We start from the raw sequence: 22,230 nt of genomic DNA, 5'->3' as shown, positions 1-22,230 counted from the left end.
TCGGCGGCCGTGCCAGGAGAACCGTCCGTTGCCACGGCAGCTGGACGATCCCGCCGCAGCGGCTCGGCGATCTCGCTACGAGACCAACCCGCCGCTCCTGCTCGGCGAGCCCACCGTGGGAACCGCCCCGTCGCAACTCCGCGGCCCCACCCCGACCAACCACTCGCCCGCCGCGGCAACTCGGCGAACGCCCGTCCACCGCACCTTGGCGATCCCGCCAGACGAACCGCCCGAGGCGCAGCAACTCGGCTGTCCGCCCCCAAGCATCCACCCGCTGCGGCTCAAGCGGTCGGGAAGGTCTCCGTCACCGGAATGCCCTTCTTCAACGTCCGGCTCACCGTGCACAGCCGCTCGATCGCCCGGTCCACCGCGCCCGCCAGGTCCGCCCGCTGACCCTCGTCGAGCGCGGACACATCGACGTCGAACGCGACGTGCACCGCGTCCAGTTCCGACGCACCTTCGCGCCGGTCGGCCGTCACGGAGACCCGGAACTTCGAATCCTCGCCCACCCGTCGCGTGATCAGCTGCTCCGCCGTCACCGCAGAGCAGCCCGCGGCCGCGATCTGCAGCAGTTCCGCCGGGGAGAACGCGCCCTCCGCACCAGCCCGGCCCACCCGCACTTCCGCGCCGCGCTCGTTGCGGCCGACGAAACTGTGCGTGCCTTCGCGCTGTACTTCCAAGGTCATCCGAGACGCCTTTCCACCCGTTGGGTCACTGCATTGGCCCAACCGCGCGAGTCACGCCGATGTTCCGGGCTGCTGCGCGAGCACGGTGATCGTGCCGGGGTCGACCTCGGTGAAACCCGCGTCGCGGACGGCGATCACGCGGTTGTCACGCCAGCCCGCCTCCGGGTCCTCGACCGGGCACAGCTCCTTCCACCGGGCCGGGCTGGGCGTGCGGACCGCGACCCGGTAGTCCCTCGCCGCCCACGCCGCCAGTTCGTCATCCGGCAGCAGCGACGCGAGGATCATCGTGGCGTGCCCGACCTGCGCGGACGCCTTGCCGACGGTCATCGGGACGTCCGGGTTCAGCATCAGCAGCGGGACGTCGGCCGGGGCCGGGCCGGGGGTGTCGGCGGGCAGTTCGCTGCCGGAGATCTGCAGCCGCGAGACCTCTTTCGGGGTCTCCTTGACCAGCCCGGGCACGAGCGCCCGCGCCTGCGCGCCGTCGACTTCGATGGTGATTCCCGGCTGGTCGAGCACCGCCTGCCAGTGCGTGCCGCGAGCCCGGCGCGCGACCTTCCGGATGCGGTTGTCGAGCCACGCGTGGACCGGCTCGGCCCATTCGCCGCCGGGCTGGGCGCGTTCGTCCAGGCAGACCGCCAGCGCCGCCGCGGCCGCCGCTTCGAGGAGCGCGGTGCGGCCCGGCGGTTCGGCGCGTTCGATCCGCAGGATGATCGGCATCGCGCGGACCTCGTCCGGGTTCTCGTCGGATGTGTCCGACGTGTCCTCGGCGGGGAGGCCGAGCCACGAGGCGTAGCGGCTGCGCAGCGGTTCGAGCAGAGGGTTCACGGGCGGACCAGTTCGAGTCCGTCGGCCGCGTCGGCCGCCTCGACCTCGGCGCGCGTGACGCCGAGGACGAACAGCACCGCGTCGAGGTACGGGTGCGACAGCGCGGTGTCGGCGACCTCCCGCAGCGCGGGCTTGGCGTTGAACGCGACACCCATGCCGGCCGCGGCGAGCATGTCGATGTCGTTGGCCCCGTCGCCGACCGCGACGCACGCGCCCAGCGGGATCCCGTACTCGCCCGCGAACCGTCGCAGCGCCGTGGCCTTGCCCGCGCGGTCCACGATGTCGCCGACGACGCGGCCGGTGAGCTTGCCGTCCACGACTTCCAGTTCGTTGGCCGCGGCGAAATCGAGGCCGAGGTCGTCCACGAGATGGTCGATGACCTGGGTAAACCCGCCGGACACGACACCGCAGCGGAAGCCCATGCGCTTGAGCGTGCGGACGGTCGTGCGGGCCCCCGGCGTCAGCTCGAGTTTCTCCGCGACCTCGTCCATCACGCTCGCGGGCAGTCCGGCCAGCAGCGACACGCGCCGCTCCAGCGACTCGGCGAAGTTCAGCTCGCCGCGCATCGCGGCCTCGGTGATCTCGCGGACCTGCTCCTCGACGCCGGCGTACGCGCCGAGCATCTCGATGACCTCGCCCTGCACGAGCGTGGAATCGACGTCGAAGACCACCAGCCGCTTCGCCCGGCGCGTGATGCCCGCGCGCTCGACGGCGACGTCGATGTTGGCCTCGGACGCCGCGTCGGCCAGCGTGGACCGGAGTTCCGCGTCCGTCTCGTCGGTGTCTTCGCGCACCGAGACGTACAGCTCGAGCCCGGTCACCGGGTAGTCCGCGACGCTGCGGATCGAATCGATGTTCGCCCCGACGCCCGCCAGCCGCCGCGCGACCTCGGAGAACGCCCGCGCGGTCACCGGACGCCCGAGCAAGACGAGCACGTGCGACGAATCGCGCCGGCCGAGCGCGAACGGATCTTCGCCGATCGCGTCGCCGATCCGAACCTCGACCTCCATGCCGACAGTCGCCATCGCCTGCTCGACGGACTCCTGAAGCCCCTCCGGGTCGCGGTAGACGCCAGCGAGCACGCCGAGCACGAGCTGCCCTCGGATGACCACCTGCTCGATGTCGAGCACGTCCACGTCGTGCCGGGTGAGCACGGCGAACAGCACGGACGAGACCCCGGGCTTGTCCGGACCGGTCGTGGTGATGAGGACGGGAGTCTGGCTCACTGGTTCGGTATCCCTCGTTCGTCTCGGCACCGACGCTTAGGCCACGGCGAGTCGGCACGCCCAGTCTGGCCTCCCGCGGCGGCGGGCAGAACGCCCCCGTGCCGCGCTTCACACCGCTGGCACCACTAACGGGCGATGAGAGCCGCTGCGACGGGCTGGGACGAGGTCGGGCGTGTCCCGCGAGGCCTCGCGCGAGCGTCGGCAGAGGGGCGGCACGGGCCCGCTGAGGGGTCTCAGGCGAAGGCTGGCGGCGCGGTCCGGGTGCGTGTGCCGGTTAGAACCGCTCACCGCGCTCTGCCCCGGCTCAGCGGGTCCAGCCACGAAAAAGGCGCGTGCCCGGCCGAGAGAAACCCCGACCGGGCACGCGCCCGTGCAATTCTTCGAGCGCCGTTACTGCTCGCTCGCGTTGTCCTTGCTGTGGTCGCCCGGCATGGTGGCGTCCACGAGCTTCTGCGACGGGGCCGCGACGTGCTTGGCCTTGCCGAAGAAGCCGATCTCGCCTTCCGCGTGGAGGCGTTCGACCATGTGCGGGTAGTGCAGCTCGAACGCGGGCCGCTCGGAGCGGATCCGGGGCAGCTCGGTGAAGTTGTGCCGCGGCGGCGGGCAGGACGTGGCCCACTCGAGCGAGTTGCCGTAGCCCCACGGGTCGTCCACCGTGACGATCTCGCCGTACCGGTAGCTCTTGAACACGTTCCAGATGAACGGCAGCGTGGACGCCCCGAGGATGTACGCGCCGATCGTGGAGATCGTGTTCAGCGTGGTGAACCCGTCGCTGGCCAGGTAGTCCGCGTAACGCCGCGGCATGCCTTCCGCGCCCAGCCAGTGCTGCACCAGGAACGTGGTGTGGAAGCCGATGAACGTGGTCCAGAAGTGCCACTTCCCGAGCTTCTCGTCCATCATCCGGCCGGTGATCTTCGGGAACCAGAAGTAGATCCCGGCGAAGGTCGCGAACACGATCGTGCCGTAGAGGACGTAGTGGAAGTGCGCCACCACGAAGTAGCTGTCCGACACGTGGAAGTCGATCGCCGGAGCGGCCAGCATGATGCCGGTCAGACCGCCGAAGAGGAACGTGACGATGAAGCCCATCGAGAAGATCATCGGCGTCTCGAAGGACAGCTGGCCCTTCCACATCGTGCCGATCCAGTTGAAGAACTTCACGCCGGTCGGGACCGCGATGAGGAACGTCATGAAGGAGAAGAACGGCAGCAGGACCGCGCCGGTCGCGTACATGTGGTGCGCCCACACCGCCACCGACAGCGCCGCGATCGACAGCGTCGCGAAGACCAGGCCCTTGTAGCCGAACACCGGCTTGCGGCTGAAGACCGGGAAGATCTCCGACACGATCCCGAAGAACGGCAGCGCGACGATGTAGACCTCAGGATGGCCGAAGAACCAGAAGAGGTGCTGCCACAGGATCACGCCGCCGTTGGCGGGGTCGAACACGTGGGCGCCGAGGTGCCGGTCCGCCATCAGGCCGAACAGGGCCGCGGTCAGGATCGGGAACGCGAGCAGGATCAGGATGCTCGTGATCAGGATGTTCCAGGTGAAGATCGGCATCCGGTACATGGTCATGCCGGGCGCGCGGAGGCAGACCACGGTGGTGATCATGTTGACGCCGCCGAGAATCGTGCCTAGACCGGATACCGCCAGACCGGCGATCCAGAGGTCGGCTCCGACGCCCGGAGAGTGGATCGCGTCCGAGAGCGGCGTGTAGGCGAACCATCCGAAGTCGGCGGCGCCGCCCGGGGTGAGGAAGCCCGACAGCACGATCAGGCTGCCGAAGAGGAACAGCCAGAAGGAGAACGCGTTCAGCCGCGGGAACGCCACGTCCGGCGAACCGATCTGCAGCGGCAGGACGAAGTTCGCGAACCCGAACAGGCTCGGCGTCGCGTACAGCAGCAGCATCACCGTGCCGTGCATGGTGAACAGCTGGTTGTACTGCTCCTGCGACAGGAACTGCTGGCCGGGCTGGGCCAGCTCCGTCCGCATGAGCATGGCCATCGCGCCGCCGACCATGAAGAAGGCGAACGACGCGACGAGATACATGATCCCGATCTGCTTGTGGTCCGTCGTGCGGAACAACCGCAGCAGGTACGAACCCTTTGCCGTCTCGCGCGCGGGATACGGGCGCGTCGCGATCGGCTTCGGGGCTACGGCCGTCACTCCTGCCTCCAACACTGCAACCTGGTGGTGGTCAACTTCGGGGCGCTCGGGCTCAGGCGAGCCTGATCCGGGCGGCTAGGGGGATCGTAGCCCTCGGTACCGACAGTCGCTCGCACCGGCTGGTTAGATCACCGCGTGACCGACCCGTACCGCGCCGCGGCGGTCTCCTCCGCACTCGCCGTCGGCCGCCGGTTCGGCCTCGCGACCGGCTCCGCCGAGGTGCTGCACGAGCGCTCGAACGTGCTGGTGAGGATGGGTCCGGTCGTGGCGAGAGTCCCGGGCACCACCCGGTTGCTGCGGCCGGACGCGAGCGCGTGGCTCGAGCGGGACGTCGCCCTGTCGGCCTACGTCACCGAACGTGGTGTGCGCGTCGTCTCACCGACCGCGGATCCCCCGGCCGGACCGCATTTCGCGGACGGATTGCCGGTCACGCTCTGGCACTGGACCCCGCACGATCCGGACCATCGGCACGGGCCGGACGAGAGCGCCCGGTCGCTCGCCCGGGTCCACGCCGCGTTGCGCGGCTACCCGGGCGAACTGCCGTCTCGCGGCCCGGTCGGCGAACTCCTGGACACCGTCGCCCGAAGCGGCTCGCTGCTGGACGGCTTCGCCGACCGGATCCGCGCGGAAACCGAACGGCTGGCGGCGCTGCTGCCGCCCGGCCCGGTCCAGGCCCTGCACGGCGACGCGCACCCGGGCAACCTCATCGAGACCGCCGACGGCCCGTGCTGGCTCGATTTCGAGGACACCTGGCGCGGACCTCTTGAATGGGACCTGGCGATCCTCGCGCGACAGGGCGGTCCGGAGTTTCTCGCCGCGTACCCGGCCGAAGCGGACGAAGCCGTCCTCGCGACGTGTACGCAGCTTCGCTCTCTCTTTGCGGTGACGTGGCGGTTGCTGATCGCACAGCGTTTTCCGCACCGCCTGGGCGAAGCGCGCGCCGCTGCGGCCGAGTACTTCAGTTGACCCAGCCGAGGATCGCTTCGACCACTCCGGCCGGGTCCTCCAGCGGCGTCAGATGCCCGACGTCCGGGAGGACGGCGAGGGTCGCGTCGGGCAGCGCGTCGACCATGGTATTGGCGGCGTCGAGCGGCGTGATCGCGTCGCGCTCCCCCACGATGACGAGCGCCGGGACGCCGGTTTCGCGCAGCAGGTCAACGGAATCGGGCCGGTTGCGCATCGCCCGCGCGGCCCAGGCGACCCCGGACGGCGGCTGCGCGTCGATCAATTCGCGCACGCGCGCGCGGACGTCGGCGGACGCGGTGTCGGCCAGCAGGTTCGGCAGATTGCCGTCGGCCAGCCAGCCCTTGACGCCCTCGGCCTCCGCGCGGTCCGCGACGTCGAGCCGGGTCTGCGCGGCTTCGGGAGTGTCCGCGGTGGCTTTGGTGTCGATGAGGACCAGTCCCCCGACGCGCTCGGGCGCCTGCCGCAGGACGGCCATCGCGAGGTAGCCGCCCATCGAACAGCCGCCGAGCACCACCTGATCGAGTTCGAGCTTGTCGAGGAGCGCGACGACGTCCCGCGCGGCGTCGGCCAGATCCGGCTCGGCTTCGGTCTCCGGCAACGGGCTCCGGCCGAGACCGCGCTGGTCCGGCGTGATGACCCGGAAGCGTTCCGCGAGCGGCGCGCGGACCGGGTCCCACATGCGGGCGTCGAGCGGGAAGGCGTGCAGGAGCACCAACGGCAGTTCGGTCATGGCGGAGATTGTCGCTGTTTTTTCGGCGCGTTTTTTGTCGGACCCCGTCGTTACGGTCGGGGGCGTGACAGAGATCGTGACGGAAAGGCTGGTGCTGCGGCACTTCGTGGAGGCTGATCGGCAGGCAGTGGTGGAGATCCAGTGCGACCCGGAGACGAACCGGCACAACCCGCGGCCGCCGGACACCGCGACCACGCTGGCGATGTTCGACAGCTGGCTCGAGCACTGGGAGACGTACGGCTACGGATACCTGGCGGTCCGGGAGCGAGGCAGGCCGGAAGCGGGCGACGGGTCGGACGTGATCGGCATGACCGGAGTGCGCAACCGGGAGTTCCGAGGCGAGAAGGTGCTGAACCTGGCGTACCGCTTCCGCCCGACGGCGTGGGGCAAGGGCTACGCGGCCGAGGCGGCACGGGCGGCGGTGGAGTGGGCGGAACGGGAGATACCGGCGATCCCGGTGCTGATCAGCGTCGCGGTGACGAACACGCCGTCGCTGCGAGTGGTGGAGAAGCTGGGGTTCACGGAGTACGTGGAGGACGAGTACGACGGAGCGGTTTCACGGCATTTCCGGCGGTGAGGGTCCCGGTGCTGGGCCGGGGCCGGGGTACTGCGGTGGTGGCTGGCGGGTTGCTGCCTGGTTGTTGGCCGGATCCTGGCGGGTTGTTGGCTGGATTCCGGGTTGAGGAGGCGGATGGCTCGGAGGGTGAGAGGCGGGTGGATTGGGAGAAGTGAGCTGATCGGGTGCGGGCCGGTGGGCTGACGGCGTGCTCACGCGGGATCGCCGCGCGTGAGTACGCGGGCTAGCCGGGTCCGGGCGCGCGGATTGAGCAGGTGCGAATCCACGGGCGGGCCAAGCGCGAACACCCACGCTGAGCGCGCGAACCACGGACGGCCGAGTTCGGACACGCGGACGGGCCGCCAACGAACCACGCACGCTGGCCGGGGATTGGCACGCGGAAGGGCCCAGCGCGAACCACACAAGCTCGCCGAGGCCGAACACGCGGACAAAACACGTGCGCGTCCGCCGACCGACCGGGTTCGCACACTCGAACCCGGTCGAGGCCGGGCACGTGGGACTGGCCGTCCGCGAACGCTGGGACTCGCCTGGCCGAACCGCCGGACTGGCCGTGTAGTGCTGGCCGCACGACCGAAGGTCGGCCCAAACGCACCGTGCGCCGCGGTGGAGCCGCGTTGAGTGGGATCTGGCCGAACTTGCTTTCGCGCGTGGCGGGGATTCGGCTGCGAGGTGGGCGTGCGACTGCGCTGCCGTCAGGTGGCCGCGTTTTCTCGGGTGACCATTGTGGACAGACGGGTGAGTTGAGGCAGACGGCGGGTCACGCTTGGCTAAGGCGATTGGCGTTGTCCCGCAACAACCATCCGCCGACGAGACCGCTCGTTACGGCGATCACGCCGAAGAGCAGCAGCACCAGCAGCACCCCGTGTGTCGCCCCGGTGCTTCCCTCGCCGTGGGTCGCGTAGACCGCGCCGGATACTGCGATTCCGAGCGCCAGGCCGAGTTGCCGGGAGCTGTTCGCGGCCGCGCCGGCTGTGCCGCCGTAGTCCGCGGGGACCGATGCGATCGCCACGGCCGGGAAGACCGGGGACACGATGCCCGCGCCGATTCCGGTCAGGATCAACACCGGGAGCAGGGCCGTCCAGGTCGGGCTGAGCAGGACGGCGACCGCGGTCAGGCAGCCGAGGCCGAGCAGGACCGTCGCGCCGCCCAGAACCTGGCCCGGCGACCTGGCGTGCAACCGTCCGCTGAGCAGCGCCGACACCACGACGAACACCACCACCTGCAGCGCCAGTACCGCCGACGTCGCCGCCGAGCTGAGTCCGGTCGCGTTCTGCAGCCACAGGGAAATCACTGGCAGCGCCCCGAATCCGGCGAAGTAATAGCTGAACGCGACGAGCAGCACGCCGAGGAACCGGCGCGTCGCGAACAAGCCAGTCGGCACCATTGGCGCGCGGCTGCGGCGTTCCACGACCACAAACGCGCCGATGGCCACCACCGTCGCCAGGTATCCGATCACCGCCCCGGCGGAGGACCAGCCGCGGTCGCCGCCGGTGATGACGGAATAGGTCAGGCCCGTCGCGGCGAGCGAAAACGTGACGATGCCGGGGTAGTCGACGCGGCGGCCGGGCGCTCGCGGACTCTCCTTCAACGACGTCGCCGCCAGGACGATCGCGACCGCGCACAAGGGCAGGGAAACAAAGAAAATCCACCGCCAGCCGAGCAACTGCGCGATGACGCCGCCGGAGAAAATGCCCATCGCGCTGGCCACCCCGGCCACCGTCCCCCAGACCGCGAACGCGCGGGCCCGGTCCCGGCCTTCGTAAGTCAGTCCGACCAGCGGCAGGATCGTCGCGAACATCGCCGCGCCCGCGACACCCTGCATGACCCGCGCGGCGATCAACTCGCCGGGCGTTCCGGCCACGCCGCAGCCGAGCGTCGCGAGCGAGAAAAGGATCAGCCCGGCGAGGTAGACGCGCTTGCGCCCGAGCAGGTCGCTCAGCGAGCCGAACCCCAGCAGCAGGCCCGCGAGCGCGACGGTGAAGACGTCCACGATCCATTGCAGCTGGCCGTATCCCGCACCGAGCTCGGCCCCGATCGCCGGCAGCGCGACGGTCACGATGCTGGTGTAGACCAGCAGCAAAAACGTGCCGAAGCAGGCGGCGGTCAACGGGACCCAGGACGGTGCGGCAACCGCGTGCTCCGCGCGGCTCGGCAGAGGAGACATGCCGAGAATCGTGCTGTAATAGTCTTATGCCGCATAACTCTTACCAGCGGAGTTTCCTCAAGTTTGTGACCGGCCTCACCAACGACCGCCCCGCCGACCTGGCGGCGTTGCTGCAGCACTGGGACGAGCCGGAAATGGGGCCGCTCCCGCCGGTCGCCGACGAGGACTTCCCCGAGCTGTGCGCGTTCCTGGATCGCTGGGTCGAGGTCATCGACGCGACGGACGACGCGGACCGGGTCCGGCTGCTGAACGCCCTGCTGGCCGAAGCCGCCGCCTACCCGAGAATCACCGCGCACGACGGTTTCAGCTGGCATCTCCACTACCGGGACGACGGGATACGGCTGCCCGCGATGCTGCGCGCGGTCACCTCAGTCGCGGCGGCGCAGTATTTGACCTCGACCAGCCTGCACCGTCTCAGCCGCTGCGCCGCGCCGGAATGCCGCCGCGCGTTCGTCGACTTCACCCGCAGCGGGACGCAGCGCTACTGCACCCACGCCTGCGTCAACCGGGACGCGGTCCGACGACACCGGGCCCGGCGCAAGGAAGCTCTCTCGCGGTAACGGTTTCCGCTCACCAGCGCCGGTTCGGCCGCCGCCGTGCCCGTGCCTCCCAGCACGGCCGGTGCCAATGCCGGCGGTCCGCGACGCCGCCCGTCTCGTCCGCGGGCCAGACGACCAGATGCGGCACGCCCGGGCGGATTTCGTGGTCGCAGCCGGGACAGCGGTAGGTCTTGGCCGCCTGCGAGCCGGGAACGGTGCGCACCAGCCAGTCGCCGTCGGGAGCGGATTCGCTGCGGGCCCAGCCGCTGACCGCGCCGGCGTCCGGCCGCTCGACGGGACCGGAACGGCCTCGGCCGGGTCGATTTCGTCTGGGCACGCAGTCACGGTAACCCGGACGCCGGCGGAAGTGCTCAGCCACGCACCTCGGGGATCGCTCCGACGACAGGTCCCGTTGTTCCCCCAGGCTGACCGGGTGATCGGGAACTTGACCTTTCAACCGGGCAGCCCTGGCCGAGCGGGAGGACATCGCCTGCTGAGGGCGGACCCAGAGCACACCGCACTACCCGGAGAACCCCAACGCGGCATTCGCTGCGTCAGACGCACCCAACGGTGAGCGTCGCAGTGAGCGGGTCAAGGCTCACGCGCGAACCTGCGCCGCCGCTTCACCAGTGCGAGAACACCGCCTCGGAGACGGTCCAGCCCCGAGAGGATCAACCCCGCGCGATGGCCAGCGGGACCAGCTGCTCGGCCGACGTCAGCGAGCCGTGCTGGCCCACCAGGTTCGACTCCACTGCTTCGGCCAGTTCGCGCACCATGCCGAACGTTCCGGTCGCCGCCGCGACGACGTCGCCGATTCGCGGGCGTACCCGGTCGCTCACCGCCATGCCGAACCAGCCCGCCGCGATCGCTTCCTCGCGCGGCAGAACCCACGCCCGCGAGCCCAGGACCTCGCGCCAAGCAGCTGTTACCTCCGCCGTCGCGCCGGGTTCCGTGTAGACGTGCCGTGCGCGGACCTCGCCGCCGAAAGCGCGGACGCCTTCCAACAGTTCCGGGGTGTCCTCGAGGTTCAGTTTCTCCTCGACGGTCACCATTCCGTGGTCCGCCACCACCGCCAGGACGGCGCCGGAGGGCAATCCGTCCACAATGGACTCCACCAGGCGGTCGACATGGCGAAGCTGCATCCGCCATGCGGTCGAGCCGGGGCCGTAGAGGTGGCCTAGCAGGTCCAATTCGCTGTGGTAGGCATAGCAAAACGCGCGCGAGGAGAGTACGTCCAAGGTCCGCGCGGCCAGGTCGCCCAGCGCGTGCACCCCCGCGTACCGGGCACCGCTTTGCGTCGCTTGAGTCAAGGCTGTGTTGGCGAAATGCGCCGAGGACACCACCGTGGCCTCGATCCCCGCGGCAGCGGCGCGTTCGAAGGTCGTCGGCAGGGGCTGGACTTCCCGGGGCGGCAGAGCGCCGCGCAGGTCGCTGCCGTCGTCGTGGGAGCGCCAGCGCAGGGCGTTCAGGACGCCGGCTCCCGGGACCTCGAAGGTGTAGCCGACCATGCCGTGCTCGCCCGACGCCAGACCGGTGCCGATCGCGGCGACGCCGGCCGCGGTGGTCGACGGGAAGCCGACGCGCAGGGGGCTGCTGGCGAGTTCGGTAAGAACGGGCGCGTCGGCCGCGTGCTGGGCGAGCAGTTCCCAGCCGAGGCCGTCGATGAGGAGCACGCACGCGCTGCGGGCTTCGGGCAGCGCCAGGCCGCCGTCCTCGCCGGGCACGCCCAGCGCGCCGAGCAGGGCGGGAACGACCTGGCCTAGGTGCGGAACATCCGCGTACTGGGGCATATCCACCCGGACAGCTTCCCACCAACGCGGCGCGCCAGCGATAATCGACGCATGCCCACCTACGCCTACCGCTGCCGCGACTGCACCGAGACGTTCGAACTCCAGCGCCCGATGGCCGAGTCCAGCGCGCCCACCCCGTGCCCGGAGGGGCATACGGACACGGTCAAGCTGCTCACGACGGTCGCGCTCACCGGTTCGGCCTCCGCTCCGGCACCGGCGGGCGGAGGGTGCTGCGGAGGCGGCTGCTGCGGCTGACCGGGCGAGACCGCCGCGGAGGCGACCGGTTTGGCGGACGCACGCCGTCCCGCGGTATCCACCAGCCGACGGTGGATACCGCGAGCACAGCCGCTCAGCAGCTCTTCAGCGCCCGATCCAGGTCAAGCCACAGGTCCTCGACATCCTCCAGCCCAGCCGAAAGCCGCAGCAGGCCGTGCGTGATGCCGGAACCCGTGCGGTCGTCCTCGGCGACGATGCGGTGCGTCAGCGACGCCGGGTGCTGGATCAGCGTGTCGACACTGCCCAGGCTCACCGCGGGCGTGATCAGCCGGACCGCGCCGACCACCGCGTGCGGGTCGCCAGTGACCTCGAACGCCACCAGTGGGCCGCCCAGTTTCGGGTAGTGCACGGTGCGTACTGACGGGTGCGAAGCGAGCCGCTCGGCCAGGACGGCCGCGGTTTCCGAAGCAGCTTTCACCCGCAGCGGGAGCGTCGAGAGACCGCGCAGCAACAGGTATCCGGCCAGTGGGTGCAGCACGCCGCCGGTCGCGAAGCGCAGGGAGCGCAGGCGCGCGGCTTCCTCGGCGTCACAGGCCACGATGCCGCCCATGACGTCGCCGTGGCCGCCCAGGAACTTGGTCGCGCTGTGCAGCACCATCCGGGCGCCGAGGCGGCCGGGGCGTTGCAGGACTGGCGTCGCGAAGGTGTTGTCGACCAACACCGGAACGTCGCCGCACGCGGCGGTGAGGGTGGCGATGTCGAGTTCGCTCAAGGTCGGGTTCGCGGGCGTTTCCACGAAGACCAGGCCGGTGTCCGGGCGCAGGGCGTCGGCGACGTTCTCGGGCGCGGTCCAGGTGACCTCGGTGCCCAGGAGACCGGTGGTCAGCAGGTGGTCGGTGCAGCCGTACAACGGCCGGACGCCGACAATGTGCCGTTTTCCTTGCGACACCGCGGAAAGCAGGCAGGCCGAAACCGCCGCCATGCCGCTCGCGAAGGCCACGGCGTGGTCGAAGCCCTCGAGCTCCGCCAGCGCCTGCTCGAACCGTTCGACGGTCGGGTTGCTGATCCGGCCGTAGATGCCGGTGACGTTCGCGCCCGCGGCGAACTCGTCGATCCGGCGGGCCTCCTCCGCGCTGTCGCGCGCGGGGTAGGTCGTGGAGAAGTCGAGCGGGGCGGCGTGCAGGCCGAGGTCGGCGAGATCGTCGCGACCGGCGTGGACGGCTCGGGTGCGCAGGGCGGAAGTCATGGCAGTCACGTTCGGGCACACAACGGCTTCAGAGCAACAATCTCGGATAAGATTCAGCAATGAGCGAGACCGTCGAACTGAGTCCGGTTGATCTTGAGATTCTGCGGGTGCTGCAGAACGATGCCCGGACGACGAACAAAGAACTCGCGGCCGCCGTCGGGCTCGCGCCGTCGACCTGCTTGGACCGGGTGGCCCGCCTCCGGGAGACCGGCGTGATCACCGGCCAGCACGCGAAGGTCGACGCGGCGAAAGTGGGCCGTCCGCTCGAGGCGTTCCTGTTCGTGCAGGTGCGGCCGCACCGACGGCCGCTGGTCGAGCAGTTCGTGGAACATCTCCTGGCGCTGCCGGAAATCCGCGCGGTCTACCACCTGACCGGACCGGACGACTTCCTCGCGCACGTCGCGACCACGTCGGCCGCCGAGTTGCAACGGCTGGTACTGGACGAACTCACCTCCCGCGACGAGGTCGCCCGCGTGCACACCAACCTCGTGTTCCAGCAGTGGCAAGGCGGACCGCTGCTGCCGCCGGACGGCGAACCCGCCCAGGGCGCGCGCATCCGGCGGCGCGACCGGTGATCAGCGCAAGATAGCTCAGTGGAGATCAGCTACCTGACCGAATCCGACCGCGCCGGCTGGGAAACGCTCGCCCGCGGCAAAGACGCCTACTTCGACGTTGAGCGCGCCGACGACAGTTACGACCGGACCTGGCGGCGCCTGCTCGACGACGACCGGCTGCGCGGGATCGCCGCCAGACTCGACGGGACGATGGTCGGCGTCGCCTACTACCTGTTCCACGCCAGCGTCTGGTACTCCGGCAAGTGCTACCTCGCCGACCTGTTCGTGAACGAGAACGTCCGGCGAAAGGGCGTCGCGACGGCGCTGATCGAGTGGGTCGCCAGTGACGCGGAGAAGCACGGCTTCCCGTCGCTCTACTGGAACACGCTCGAAGACGCCCCGGCTCGCGCGCTTTACGACCGGGTGGGCAAGTACCACGACGGCTTCATTCTCTACACGTACAAGCGTCAGTAGTCCTTGAAGCCCTTCCCCGTCTTGCGGCCCAATCGTCCTGCCGTCACGAGGTGTTCCAAAAGCGGCGCAGGCGCGTAGCCCTCTTCGCGGAACTCGTTGAACAGCGTCCGCTCGATCGCCAGCGACACGTCCAGGCCGACCACGTCCAGCAATTCGAACGGTCCCATCGGCAGACTGCAGCCGACCTTCATCGCGGTGTCGATGTCGTCCGCCGACGCGTAATGCGCTTCCAGCATTTTCACCGCGTCGTTGAGATACGGGAACAGCAATGCGTTCACGATGAATCCGGCGCGGTCGCCGCACTGCACGGGGTGTTTGCCGACCGCCGCGCAAACCGCCGTCGCAGTCGCGGTGACGTCTGGGGCGGTCGCGATCGTCGACACGACTTCCACCAGTTTCATCACCGGCGCGGGGTTGAAGAAGTGCAGACCCACCACATCGCCGGGCCGCGAGGTCGCGGCCGCGCATTCGATGACCGGCAGCGAGGACGTCGTGGTCGCGAGCATCGCACCCGGTTTGACGACTTCGTCCAATGCGGAAAACACCGCCTGCTTAACGGAAAGCTCCTCGGCGACCGCCTCGACCACCAGATCGACGTTGGCCAGTTCTTCGAACTCCGTCACCGGACGGATCCGGGCAAGGGCGGCCGCAGCGTCCTCTTCGGACAGTTTGCCCTTGACCACGGCCTTGTCGAGCGACTTCTTCACCTTCGCCACCGACGCTTCGGCCTTCTCCATGCTGCGCGCCCGCAGCACGACGTCGAAACCGCGCTTGGCGAACACCTCCGCGATGCCGGTGGCCATGGTTCCGGTGCCGATCACCCCGACGGAACGCACTTCGCGAGTCACCGAAGAGTCCACTTCGGACGATGCGACGGAATCCACCACCACCGGCGAATCCGGTGCGTCGTAAGCGTAAAAGCCATGCCCGCTCTTACGGCCCAGCTGTCCCGCGGTGACCATCTGCTTCAGCAGCGGCGCGGGCGCGTGCAAACGATTGCGGGATTGGTGGTACATCGTGTCGAGGATTTCGTACGCGGTGTCCAGCCCGATCAGGTCCAGCAGCGCGAGCGGGCCCATCGGATAGCCGCAGCCGAAACGCATTGCCGCGTCGAGATCTTCGCGGGTGGCGTACTTCTGCTCGTACATCCGCACCGCGTGATTGAGATACCCGAACAGCAGCGCGTTCGCGATGAACCCGGCCCGGTCGCCGATCACCACCGGCGATTTTCCCAGCCGCTGCGCGAATTCCACGACGTCGGACACCACATCGGGCTCGGTGACCACCGTGCGCACGACCTCGACCAGCTTCAGCACCGGTGCCGGATTGAAGAAGTGCATGCCGACGACCTTGCCCGGCCGTGCGGTGTGCACGCCGATCTCGGTGATCGACAGCGAGGAGGTATTGGACGCGAATACCACGTCCGGCCGGGTCACCTGGTCCAAGTGGGCGAAAACCTCGGCTTTCGCGGCCAGGTTCTCCGGGATCGCCTCGATCACGAAGTCCACTTCGGACAAGTCGGCGAGCGAGGTCGTGGCGCGGATCCGGCCCAGCAGCGCTTCCCGGCCGGCCTCGTCGAGCTTCCCGCCCGCGAGTGCCCGTTCGGTCGAATGCCGCAGGTGGCCGAGGCCGCGTTCGACCCCGGCGTCGTCGAGTTCGACCGCGACCACGTCGAGCCCGCTGCGGGCGAGCACTTCGGCGATGCCCGCGCCCATCGTGCCAAGGCCGACCACACCGACCGTCGAGATTTCCCGTGCCACGAGGCCTCCAGAGGTTACCCGCCGGTAATTGCCGCTCACTGTGCCACGCGAGACCCTCGAAAGCACATCGGAATCGAGTCAGTCCTGCCGAAGTCACCCGGACGGAACCCGCGTTTACTCCCCGAAGTTCGACTCGACCAGCTCGGCCACCTTCGCCACCGCCTCGGACGCCTGCAGGCCGCGAGCCCGCACCACGATCCGGTCGCCCTGCCGCGCGCCGAGCGACATCAGGGCCAGCACGCTGTGCGCGTCCGCCTCCTGTTCGCCCAGCTGGATCGACACCTCGGCCTCGAATTCGGCCAGGCTGCGCACCAGGACCGCGGCCGGCCGAGCGTGCAGGCCGACATCATTGGTCAGCGTGAATTCCTTCTCCACCACGCCTTCCTCGCCGGCTGCCGAAGGCTCCGCCGCGGCCAGGTCGGGCGCGACCCCGGCACTCGCCGCGGCCTCGCCCACCGTCTTGGCGTTCGCGCCGCCCTGCGCCGCGACGGCCGCGGCCACCGCGCCTTCCACCAGCGGCGCGTCGACCACCACCGCGGCGGACGGATCGGCCAGCGATTCCACCGCCAGCTCCGCGGTCATCTGCGCGCTGCCGAGGTCGTACAGCAGCACCACGCCGTCGCCCGAGTCCGCCCGCTGGGCAGCCGCGACGACCTCGTCGTAGTCGGTGCCGATGCCGCCGCCGTCGGGCAGCCCGCCCGCCGGGACGATCCGGACGTCCGGGGCCATCTGGGCGGCCAGTTCGGCCAGGCCTTCGGCCAGTTTCGCGCTGTGCGACACGAGAACGATTCCGACGGTCACCGGGCCGCCTCCGCGAACGCGCGCAGGAGCAGCGCCGTCGAGCGGGCACCGGGATCCATGTGCCCGACCGCGCGTTCCCCGAGGTAGGAGGCGCGGCCCTTGCGCGGGATCAAGTCCACAGTGGACTCCGCGCCGCGGTCGGCCCCGTCGGCAGCCGCGGTGAGCACGTCCGCGATCGTGCCGTCCGCGGCTCCTTCAGCCGCGGAAACGGCCGGGATCAGCGCGTCGACCATCGTCGCGTCGCCGCCCACTGCCTTGCCGCGCGCCTGCACGCCCTCCAGGGCCGCCCGCAGTGCGTCCAGCAGCAGCGGAACGTCGATCTCCGCCGCGTCGCCGAGCTTCGCCGACGCACGCAGGAACGCCGTGCCGTAAAGCGGTCCGGCCGCGCCGCCGACCTTCGAAATCAGCGTGGTGGCGGCGAGTTTCGCGACCCCGGCCGGCGTTTCCGGCACCCCGGTCTCCAGCGCGGAGACGATCGCGGTGAAGCCCCGGCTCAGGTTCTCGCCGTGGTCGGCGTCGCCGATCGCGCGGTCGAGGTCGACCAGTTCGGTGCGGTGTTCGGCGATCACTTCGGCGGCGGCGCGCAACGCGGCCGCGACCCCTTCGGCAGTGCAGGCCATCAGATCCCCCACCGCAGCGCGGGCGTGCGCACCGGCGCGTCCCACAGCTGCGTAAGCTCGTCGTCCAATTTCAGCAGGGTCAGGCTGATGCCCTGCATTTCCAGGCTCGTGATGTACGGGCCGACCAGCCTGCGCTCGACCAGGATCCCTCGCTCGGCCAGCAGCCGCTCGGCGATGCCGTGCGCGAGGTACAGCTCCAGCTGCGGCGTGCCGCCCATCGAGTTGGTGAACAGCAGCACCTTGTCGCCGGATTCGAACGGCAGATCGGACACCACCGCCTCGACCATCCGGCCGACCAGCGCGTCGGCTGATTCCGCCGGGATCCGCTCGCGTCCGGGCTCGCCGTGGATGCCGATGCCGAATTCGATCTCGTCCGGCCCGAGGTCGAAACTCGGCTCGCCCACGTGCGGAACGGTCGGCGCGGACAGCGCCACCCCGATCGACCGCACCTGCCCGATTACCTTGCGCGCCAACGCTTCCACCGCGTCCAGCGAATCGCCGCGCTCGGCCGCCGCGCCGGTGATCTTCTCCAGCAGCACGGTGCCGCCGACGCCGCGCCGCCCGGCGGTGAACGTGGAGTCCTTGACCGCCACGTCGTCGTCGATGACCACGCTGCGCACGTCCAGGTCCTCGGCCGCGGCCAGTTCGGCGGCGGTCTCGAAGTTCAGCACGTCGCCGGTGTAGTTCTTCACGATCAGCAGCGCCCCGGCCGGCCCGGTGGTCGCCGCGATCGCGCCCTGCACCGCGTCCGGGGTCGGCGAGGTGAACACCGGCCCGGGCACCGCGGCGTCGAGCATCCCGGGCCCGACGAACCCGCCGTGCAGCGGTTCGTGTCCGGAGCCGCCGCCGGAAACCACCGCGACCTTGCCCGCCACCGGCGCGTCCGCGCGCACGACCAGCGCCGGATCGTCGCGCACGCGCAGCAGGTCGGCGTGGGCGACCGCGAGCCCTCTCAGCGATTCCGCGACGACGGCCGCCGGATCGTTGATGATCTTCTTCATAGCGGACCTCCGGCACCTCGGCGTCGTGGACGACCCCAACCTATGAGGTCGCCCGGCGCGCCGCAAAGCGCCCCTGGTCACGCCGCGGGCAGTTTCCCGGCCAGCTGCTTGGCCAGCCCGACCGTCTTGCCGCACGGGTCGTCCTTGTCCGCCTGCGCGTCGGAGTTCGAATACTCCAGCTGGACCACCTCGACGTGGTCTTCCTTCCACTGCCGGTGCTGCCATTTCACCTGGCAGCTGGACCCCGAGGTGGTGCCCTGTTTCGCGTACGCCTGGTTCGGCGTGCCGACGTCGGCCTTCAGCCAGCCGTCGCCCTCGGCCGGCGCGATCCCGGGGAACATCGTCACCCGGACGCTCGGGATGAGGCCCCAGTCGCATGAGTGCAGTCCGGACGCCCGGGGCTTCCCGCCCTTCACGACGCCGTCCACGGCAGCCTCGTCGAGCACCGAGCACGGATCGACAGCGAGCAGCGTGCCCGGGCCTGGCACGTACTTCTGCGGGTTGTTGTGCAGTTTCTCGACCGCCGTCGCGACGAGCTTGCGACCGGCCGCGCAGGCGTCGCCGCCGGTGTAGTCGATCCGGAACGAGACGCCGAAGTCCGGATTCCGCGCGGTGAGCGCGCTGACCACGCAGCCGGACCCGCCGCCGAGGTCGGGCACCTCGACCTGCGGCAGCCCGCCGACCGCACCGGTCGTCTTGTCCGACGCGAACGTCACGATGCCGCCGACCTCGACACTCGCCCGGATTTCCTTGCCGCCCGGGTCGGTCGCCTTCGCGACGCAGGCGTCGAACTGCGTGCTCGACGCGGTCGCGTCGCCCTGCATCGTGCCGAGCGGGCTCATCGCGGTCTTGTCCACGAACTGGCACGGCAGCAGATCGCGCAGGACGGCGGGGGCGACCGCGGGATCGGTGATCGGGCCGGACGTCGCGCCGCTGTCCCCGGCGGCGGGGACGGTCGTGCGCGCGAAGTTCTCCTTGCCCAGATCCGGGCCGCCGCACGCGGACAGCGCGGAGGTCGCGACCACGCCCGCGGCGACCAGGGCGGACAACTTGAGGAACCGGCCGAACCGGAGATCGTGCACCACGTCCGGCAACCTAGCGGGCGAGGCTGCCGGACGTGGGCGCAACCCGGTTATTCGGAGGGTGACTCTTCCGCCAGTTCGGTGCTCGGCGGCACGACCAGCGGCCGCAGCACCGCCCACAGCACGAACAACGCGGTCACCACCAGCAGGCCGATGCCCGACCAGAGGTTGATGTTCACGTCGGCGGCCTTCTTCAGATCGTCGTCGCTGGTGAACCCGGCGCCCATGATCGTGAGGATCACGCCGTAGACGCCGAGCAGCAGCGCGATGATCAATCGGATGTCGAAGGCGCCCGCCTTGTGCGGCCGCGAGGTTTTCTCGGTCATGCGGGCCTCCTCAGAAGATGATGTTGAGAGCGATGGTGAGCACGAGGACGATGCCGGCCAGCAGGCCCGGCTTGCGGTACCAGCCCGCGTTCTCGCCGGTGTCGTCGTGCTTGAGCGCGTCGCGCGGCGTGAGCGAGTAGACCAGGCCGACCAGCTGCGAGTCCGGCTTCGGCTGGGTGGCCAGCGAAACCGCGACGCTCACCACGATGTCGATGGCGAACGCGGTGCCCGCCGCCACGAAGCTGGTGCCCTGACCGGCGAGCGCGAGCACGCCCGCCTTCGACAGCGCCCAGATCGTGATCGCCGACGCGGTGCCCGCCACCAGGCCGGTCCAGCCGGCCGCCGCGGTCATCCGCTTCCAGAACATGCCGAGGATGAACGTGGCGAACAGCGGCGCATTGAAGAAGGAGAACAGGTCCTGCAGGTAGGTCAGGATGTTCGCGGACTGCGACGCGACGAACGCGGTGCCGATGGCCAGCACGGTCGCGGCGACCGTGGTCTTCCGGCCCAGGCTCAGGTAGTAGCCGTCCGGCTTGTCCTTCTTCACGTACGTCTGCCAGATGTCGTACGTGAACACGGTGTTGAACGAGCTGAGGTTCGCCGCCATGCCCGCCATGAACGACGCCAGCAGACCGGCGATCGCGATGCCGAGGATGCCGTTGGGCAGCAGGTCGCGCATCAGCAGCAGGAGCGCGTTGTTCGCGGTGACCCCGGTCGTGGCCGTCTTGTCCGCCAGCAGAAGTCCCTTGTCCTTCAAGTACTCCGGGACCACGACCCCGGCGATCATGCCGGGGATGATCACGATGAACGGGACCAGCATCTTCGGGAACGCGCCGATGATCGGCGTCCGCCGCGCGGCCGACATGCTCTTCGACGCCATCGCGCGCTGGACCTCGACGAAGTTCGTCGTCCAGTACCCGAAGGACAGCACGAAGCCGAGGCCGAACACGATGCCCAGCACGGACAGGAAGTTGTTGCCGAAGCCGGTCAGGTTGTCGCCGGGCCAGGAGTGCAGCTGGGCGGTGCCGCCCGGGCTGTGCGTGACCTTGTCGACCAGACCCTGCCAGCCGCCGACCTTGACGAGGCCGACGATGGTGAGCGGCAGCAGCGCCACGACGATCACAAAGAACTGCAGCACCTCGTTGTAGATCGCGGCGGACAGGCCGCCCAGCGCGGTGTACGCGAGCACGATGGCTGCCGCGACGACGATCGACACCCACAGCGGCCAGCCCAGCAGCAGGTTCACCACGCTGGCCAGCAGGAACAGGTTCGCGCCCGCGATGAGGATCTGCGCCGCGGCGAAGCTGATGCCGTTGACGAGGTGCGCGGCCGGCCCGAACCGGCGGCGCATGAACTCGGGCACGCTGCGGACCTTCGAGCCGTAGTAGAACGGCATCATCACCAGGCCGAGGAACAGCATCGCCGGGATGGCGCCGATCCAGAAGTAATGGACGGTCGGGAGTCCGTAGAGGACGCCGTTGGCCGACATGCCCATGACCTCGACCGCGCCGAGGTTCGCGGAAATGAACGCCAGACCGGTGACCCACGCGGGCAGCGACCGGCCCGACAGCAGGAAGTCGAGACTGCTCGACACCTGCCTTCGCGCGAGATAGCCGATGCCGAGCACCAGGACGAAATAGAACGCCAACTCGATGTAGTCGATCGGACTCGCGTCGAGCCGCAAGTTCGCGTCGGCGAGGAACGGCACCCCTGCCACCTCCGAATCAAACATTCTTACACAGAAAACACCATCGTTCCTGTCAGACCGGCACAGTACTGCATGGATTCCGAAGAGGCACCCCGACACCGCGGTTTTTCACCAACCTGCCGCTGACCTGTGCATTCCGCGTGCCCGGACGGACCGGTGTTGAGTCCTGTCGCTTCGCCGGACAAGGACTCACCAAGGTCACAGATTCACCCGATTCGGGAAGGTTGCCCGCCTCCGCCCATAAGATCCCGGCACCTTCGAAGATCTTCGGAAAGGACCCCCTTCGCGATGACCAGTCCCACGTCCCCGCTCCGCATGCCCGGACGGCTGCGCGCCGCGCTCGTGTTCGTGTTCCTGCAGGCGCTCCTGAACGGCATACTCGGCATCTTCGCCCAGCTGGAGATCGCGAGATGGCAGGACCACGGCCAAGATCCGGCCGGGGTCCTGTATCTGGTCGAGTTCCTGTCGTACATCTTCGCCGCGGGCCTGCTGGCGTCCGGCATCGCGATCCTGGTCGGCTACGACTGGGGCCGGTGGGCGCTGCTGGCGTGCGAGGTGCTGTCCGCGATCGGCGGGCTGATCAACCTGGTGTCCGGCAGCCCGCAAGCCCTCCTCGGGCTGGTGCTGGCCGGACTGGTGGTGACGACGCTGTTCCAGGAACAGGTCAAGGCGTGGTTCGAGGCGAAGGCGGCTCAGCGCCGAGCGGGACCTGCGCCGCAACCGGGGACGACGATCTGAGGCGTTCCCGGACGACGCTGCGCCGAGGGGCCCACGAC

At 69.7% G+C, this 22,230-nt stretch carries 23 protein-coding genes; 7 read left to right on the top strand and 16 right to left on the bottom strand.

Annotated elements, in window-relative coordinates:
* Positions 1–281: 281 nt before the first annotated feature.
* The 4 genes from ATK30_RS28470 to ctaD all read right to left on the bottom strand — a co-directional run bounded on the left by ATK30_RS28470 (position 282) and on the right by ctaD (position 4,900).
* Positions 282–686 (bottom strand): OsmC family protein, encoded by a 405-nt coding sequence (locus ATK30_RS28470; RefSeq protein ID WP_101438101.1) that lies wholly within the window; start codon positions 684–686, stop codon positions 282–284.
* Positions 687–737: 51 nt separating this feature from the next.
* Positions 738–1,511, bottom strand: coding sequence for a peptidyl-tRNA hydrolase (locus ATK30_RS28465; RefSeq protein ID WP_101438100.1), 774 nt, complete (start codon positions 1,509–1,511; stop codon positions 738–740).
* Positions 1,508–2,737, bottom strand: a complete 1,230-nt coding sequence (serB, locus tag ATK30_RS28460; RefSeq protein ID WP_101438099.1) for a phosphoserine phosphatase SerB — start codon at positions 2,735–2,737, stop codon at positions 1,508–1,510. Before serB ends, ATK30_RS28465 begins: the two co-directional genes overlap by 4 nt.
* A gap of 390 nt (positions 2,738–3,127) precedes the next feature.
* Complete coding sequence (ctaD, locus tag ATK30_RS28455) at positions 3,128–4,900, bottom strand: aa3-type cytochrome oxidase subunit I (RefSeq protein ID WP_101438098.1); 1,773 nt, start codon at positions 4,898–4,900, stop codon at positions 3,128–3,130.
* A 135-nt stretch (positions 4,901–5,035) separates the two neighbouring features.
* Between ctaD and ATK30_RS28450 the strand changes: the two genes are divergently transcribed.
* The gene (locus ATK30_RS28450) at positions 5,036–5,866 is read left to right on the top strand and encodes a phosphotransferase enzyme family protein (protein ID WP_101438097.1); all 831 of its coding nucleotides are present in this window, start codon (positions 5,036–5,038) and stop codon (positions 5,864–5,866) included.
* Here the strand turns inward: ATK30_RS28450 and ATK30_RS28445 are convergent.
* Positions 5,859–6,596, bottom strand: coding sequence for an alpha/beta fold hydrolase (locus ATK30_RS28445; protein WP_101438096.1), 738 nt, complete (start codon positions 6,594–6,596; stop codon positions 5,859–5,861). The two genes, ATK30_RS28450 and ATK30_RS28445, sit on opposite strands and share 8 nt — an antisense overlap.
* On the opposite strand from ATK30_RS28445, the gene ATK30_RS28440 reads away from it, so the two are divergent.
* Complete coding sequence (locus ATK30_RS28440) at positions 6,595–7,173, top strand: GNAT family N-acetyltransferase (RefSeq protein ID WP_101438095.1); 579 nt, start codon at positions 6,595–6,597, stop codon at positions 7,171–7,173. The genes ATK30_RS28445 and ATK30_RS28440 overlap by 2 nt on opposite strands.
* A 757-nt stretch (positions 7,174–7,930) precedes the next feature.
* Here the strand turns inward: ATK30_RS28440 and ATK30_RS28435 are convergent.
* The gene (locus tag ATK30_RS28435) at positions 7,931–9,337 is read right to left on the bottom strand and encodes an MFS transporter (protein WP_101438094.1); all 1,407 of its coding nucleotides are present in this window, start codon (positions 9,335–9,337) and stop codon (positions 7,931–7,933) included.
* A gap of 65 nt (positions 9,338–9,402) precedes the next feature.
* Between ATK30_RS28435 and ATK30_RS28430 the strand changes: the two genes are divergently transcribed.
* A complete protein-coding gene (locus ATK30_RS28430) occupies positions 9,403–9,897 on the top strand; it encodes a CGNR zinc finger domain-containing protein (protein WP_101438093.1) in 495 nt (164 codons plus the stop codon).
* Positions 9,898–9,907: 10 nt separating this feature from the next.
* Here ATK30_RS28430 and ATK30_RS28425 read toward each other — a convergent pair whose 3' ends face one another.
* On the bottom strand, positions 9,908–10,213 hold the full coding sequence (locus ATK30_RS28425) for a hypothetical protein (RefSeq protein ID WP_101438092.1): 306 nt from the start codon (positions 10,211–10,213) through the stop codon (positions 9,908–9,910).
* Positions 10,214–10,547: 334 nt separating this feature from the next.
* Entirely contained in the window at positions 10,548–11,666 is a 1,119-nt protein-coding gene (locus tag ATK30_RS28420) for an alkaline phosphatase family protein (protein ID WP_101438091.1), read from the bottom strand.
* A 51-nt stretch (positions 11,667–11,717) separates the two neighbouring features.
* Between ATK30_RS28420 and ATK30_RS28415 the strand changes: the two genes are divergently transcribed.
* On the top strand, positions 11,718–11,921 hold the full coding sequence (locus ATK30_RS28415) for an FmdB family zinc ribbon protein (RefSeq protein ID WP_101438090.1): 204 nt from the start codon (positions 11,718–11,720) through the stop codon (positions 11,919–11,921).
* Positions 11,922–12,015: 94 nt separating this feature from the next.
* Here the strand turns inward: ATK30_RS28415 and ATK30_RS28410 are convergent, their stop codons facing one another.
* Positions 12,016–13,128, bottom strand: a complete 1,113-nt coding sequence (locus ATK30_RS28410) for a trans-sulfuration enzyme family protein (protein ID WP_101438089.1) — start codon at positions 13,126–13,128, stop codon at positions 12,016–12,018.
* A 59-nt stretch (positions 13,129–13,187) separates the two neighbouring features.
* On the opposite strand from ATK30_RS28410, the gene ATK30_RS28405 reads away from it, so the two are divergent.
* Positions 13,188–13,703: an Lrp/AsnC family transcriptional regulator gene (locus tag ATK30_RS28405; protein ID WP_101438088.1), complete on the top strand. Its 516-nt coding sequence runs from the start codon at positions 13,188–13,190 to the stop codon at positions 13,701–13,703.
* An 18-nt stretch (positions 13,704–13,721) separates the two neighbouring features.
* Positions 13,722–14,156 (top strand): GNAT family N-acetyltransferase, encoded by a 435-nt coding sequence (locus ATK30_RS28400; RefSeq protein ID WP_101438087.1) that lies wholly within the window; start codon positions 13,722–13,724, stop codon positions 14,154–14,156.
* On the opposite strand, the gene ATK30_RS28395 is transcribed toward ATK30_RS28400, so the two are convergent.
* The 7 genes from ATK30_RS28395 to ATK30_RS28365 form a co-directional block, all read right to left on the bottom strand.
* On the bottom strand, positions 14,150–15,916 hold the full coding sequence (locus ATK30_RS28395) for a 3-hydroxyacyl-CoA dehydrogenase family protein (RefSeq protein ID WP_101438086.1): 1,767 nt from the start codon (positions 15,914–15,916) through the stop codon (positions 14,150–14,152). The two genes, ATK30_RS28400 and ATK30_RS28395, sit on opposite strands and share 7 nt — an antisense overlap.
* Before the next feature lie 114 nt (positions 15,917–16,030).
* The gene (gene dhaM, locus ATK30_RS28390) at positions 16,031–16,717 is read right to left on the bottom strand and encodes a dihydroxyacetone kinase phosphoryl donor subunit DhaM (protein WP_101438085.1); all 687 of its coding nucleotides are present in this window, start codon (positions 16,715–16,717) and stop codon (positions 16,031–16,033) included.
* The gene (dhaL, locus tag ATK30_RS28385; RefSeq protein WP_101441114.1) at positions 16,714–17,337 is read right to left on the bottom strand and encodes a dihydroxyacetone kinase subunit DhaL; all 624 of its coding nucleotides are present in this window, start codon (positions 17,335–17,337) and stop codon (positions 16,714–16,716) included. The genes dhaM and dhaL overlap by 4 nt, the downstream gene beginning before the upstream one ends.
* Positions 17,337–18,338: a dihydroxyacetone kinase subunit DhaK gene (dhaK, locus tag ATK30_RS28380; RefSeq protein ID WP_101438084.1), complete on the bottom strand. Its 1,002-nt coding sequence runs from the start codon at positions 18,336–18,338 to the stop codon at positions 17,337–17,339. Before dhaK ends, dhaL begins: the two co-directional genes overlap by 1 nt.
* Before the next feature lie 77 nt (positions 18,339–18,415).
* Positions 18,416–19,423, bottom strand: coding sequence for a DUF3558 domain-containing protein (locus ATK30_RS28375; RefSeq protein WP_208637434.1), 1,008 nt, complete (start codon positions 19,421–19,423; stop codon positions 18,416–18,418).
* A 47-nt stretch (positions 19,424–19,470) separates the two neighbouring features.
* Entirely contained in the window at positions 19,471–19,746 is a 276-nt protein-coding gene (locus tag ATK30_RS28370; protein WP_101438083.1) for a hypothetical protein, read from the bottom strand.
* A gap of 10 nt (positions 19,747–19,756) precedes the next feature.
* On the bottom strand, positions 19,757–21,454 hold the full coding sequence (locus ATK30_RS28365) for a sodium:solute symporter family protein (protein WP_101441112.1): 1,698 nt from the start codon (positions 21,452–21,454) through the stop codon (positions 19,757–19,759).
* 288 nt (positions 21,455–21,742) lie between these two features.
* Here ATK30_RS28365 and ATK30_RS28360 point away from each other — a divergent pair, with 288 nt between their 5' ends.
* The gene (locus tag ATK30_RS28360; RefSeq protein ID WP_101438082.1) at positions 21,743–22,192 is read left to right on the top strand and encodes a hypothetical protein; all 450 of its coding nucleotides are present in this window, start codon (positions 21,743–21,745) and stop codon (positions 22,190–22,192) included.
* Positions 22,193–22,230: the final 38 nt, after the last annotated feature.

This window comes from Amycolatopsis echigonensis, assembly GCF_002846615.1.
Lineage (GTDB): Bacteria > Actinomycetota > Actinomycetes > Mycobacteriales > Pseudonocardiaceae > Amycolatopsis > Amycolatopsis echigonensis.
The sequence above is the reverse complement of the archived record's forward strand: the minus strand, read 5'-3'. Positions and strand labels throughout refer to the sequence as shown.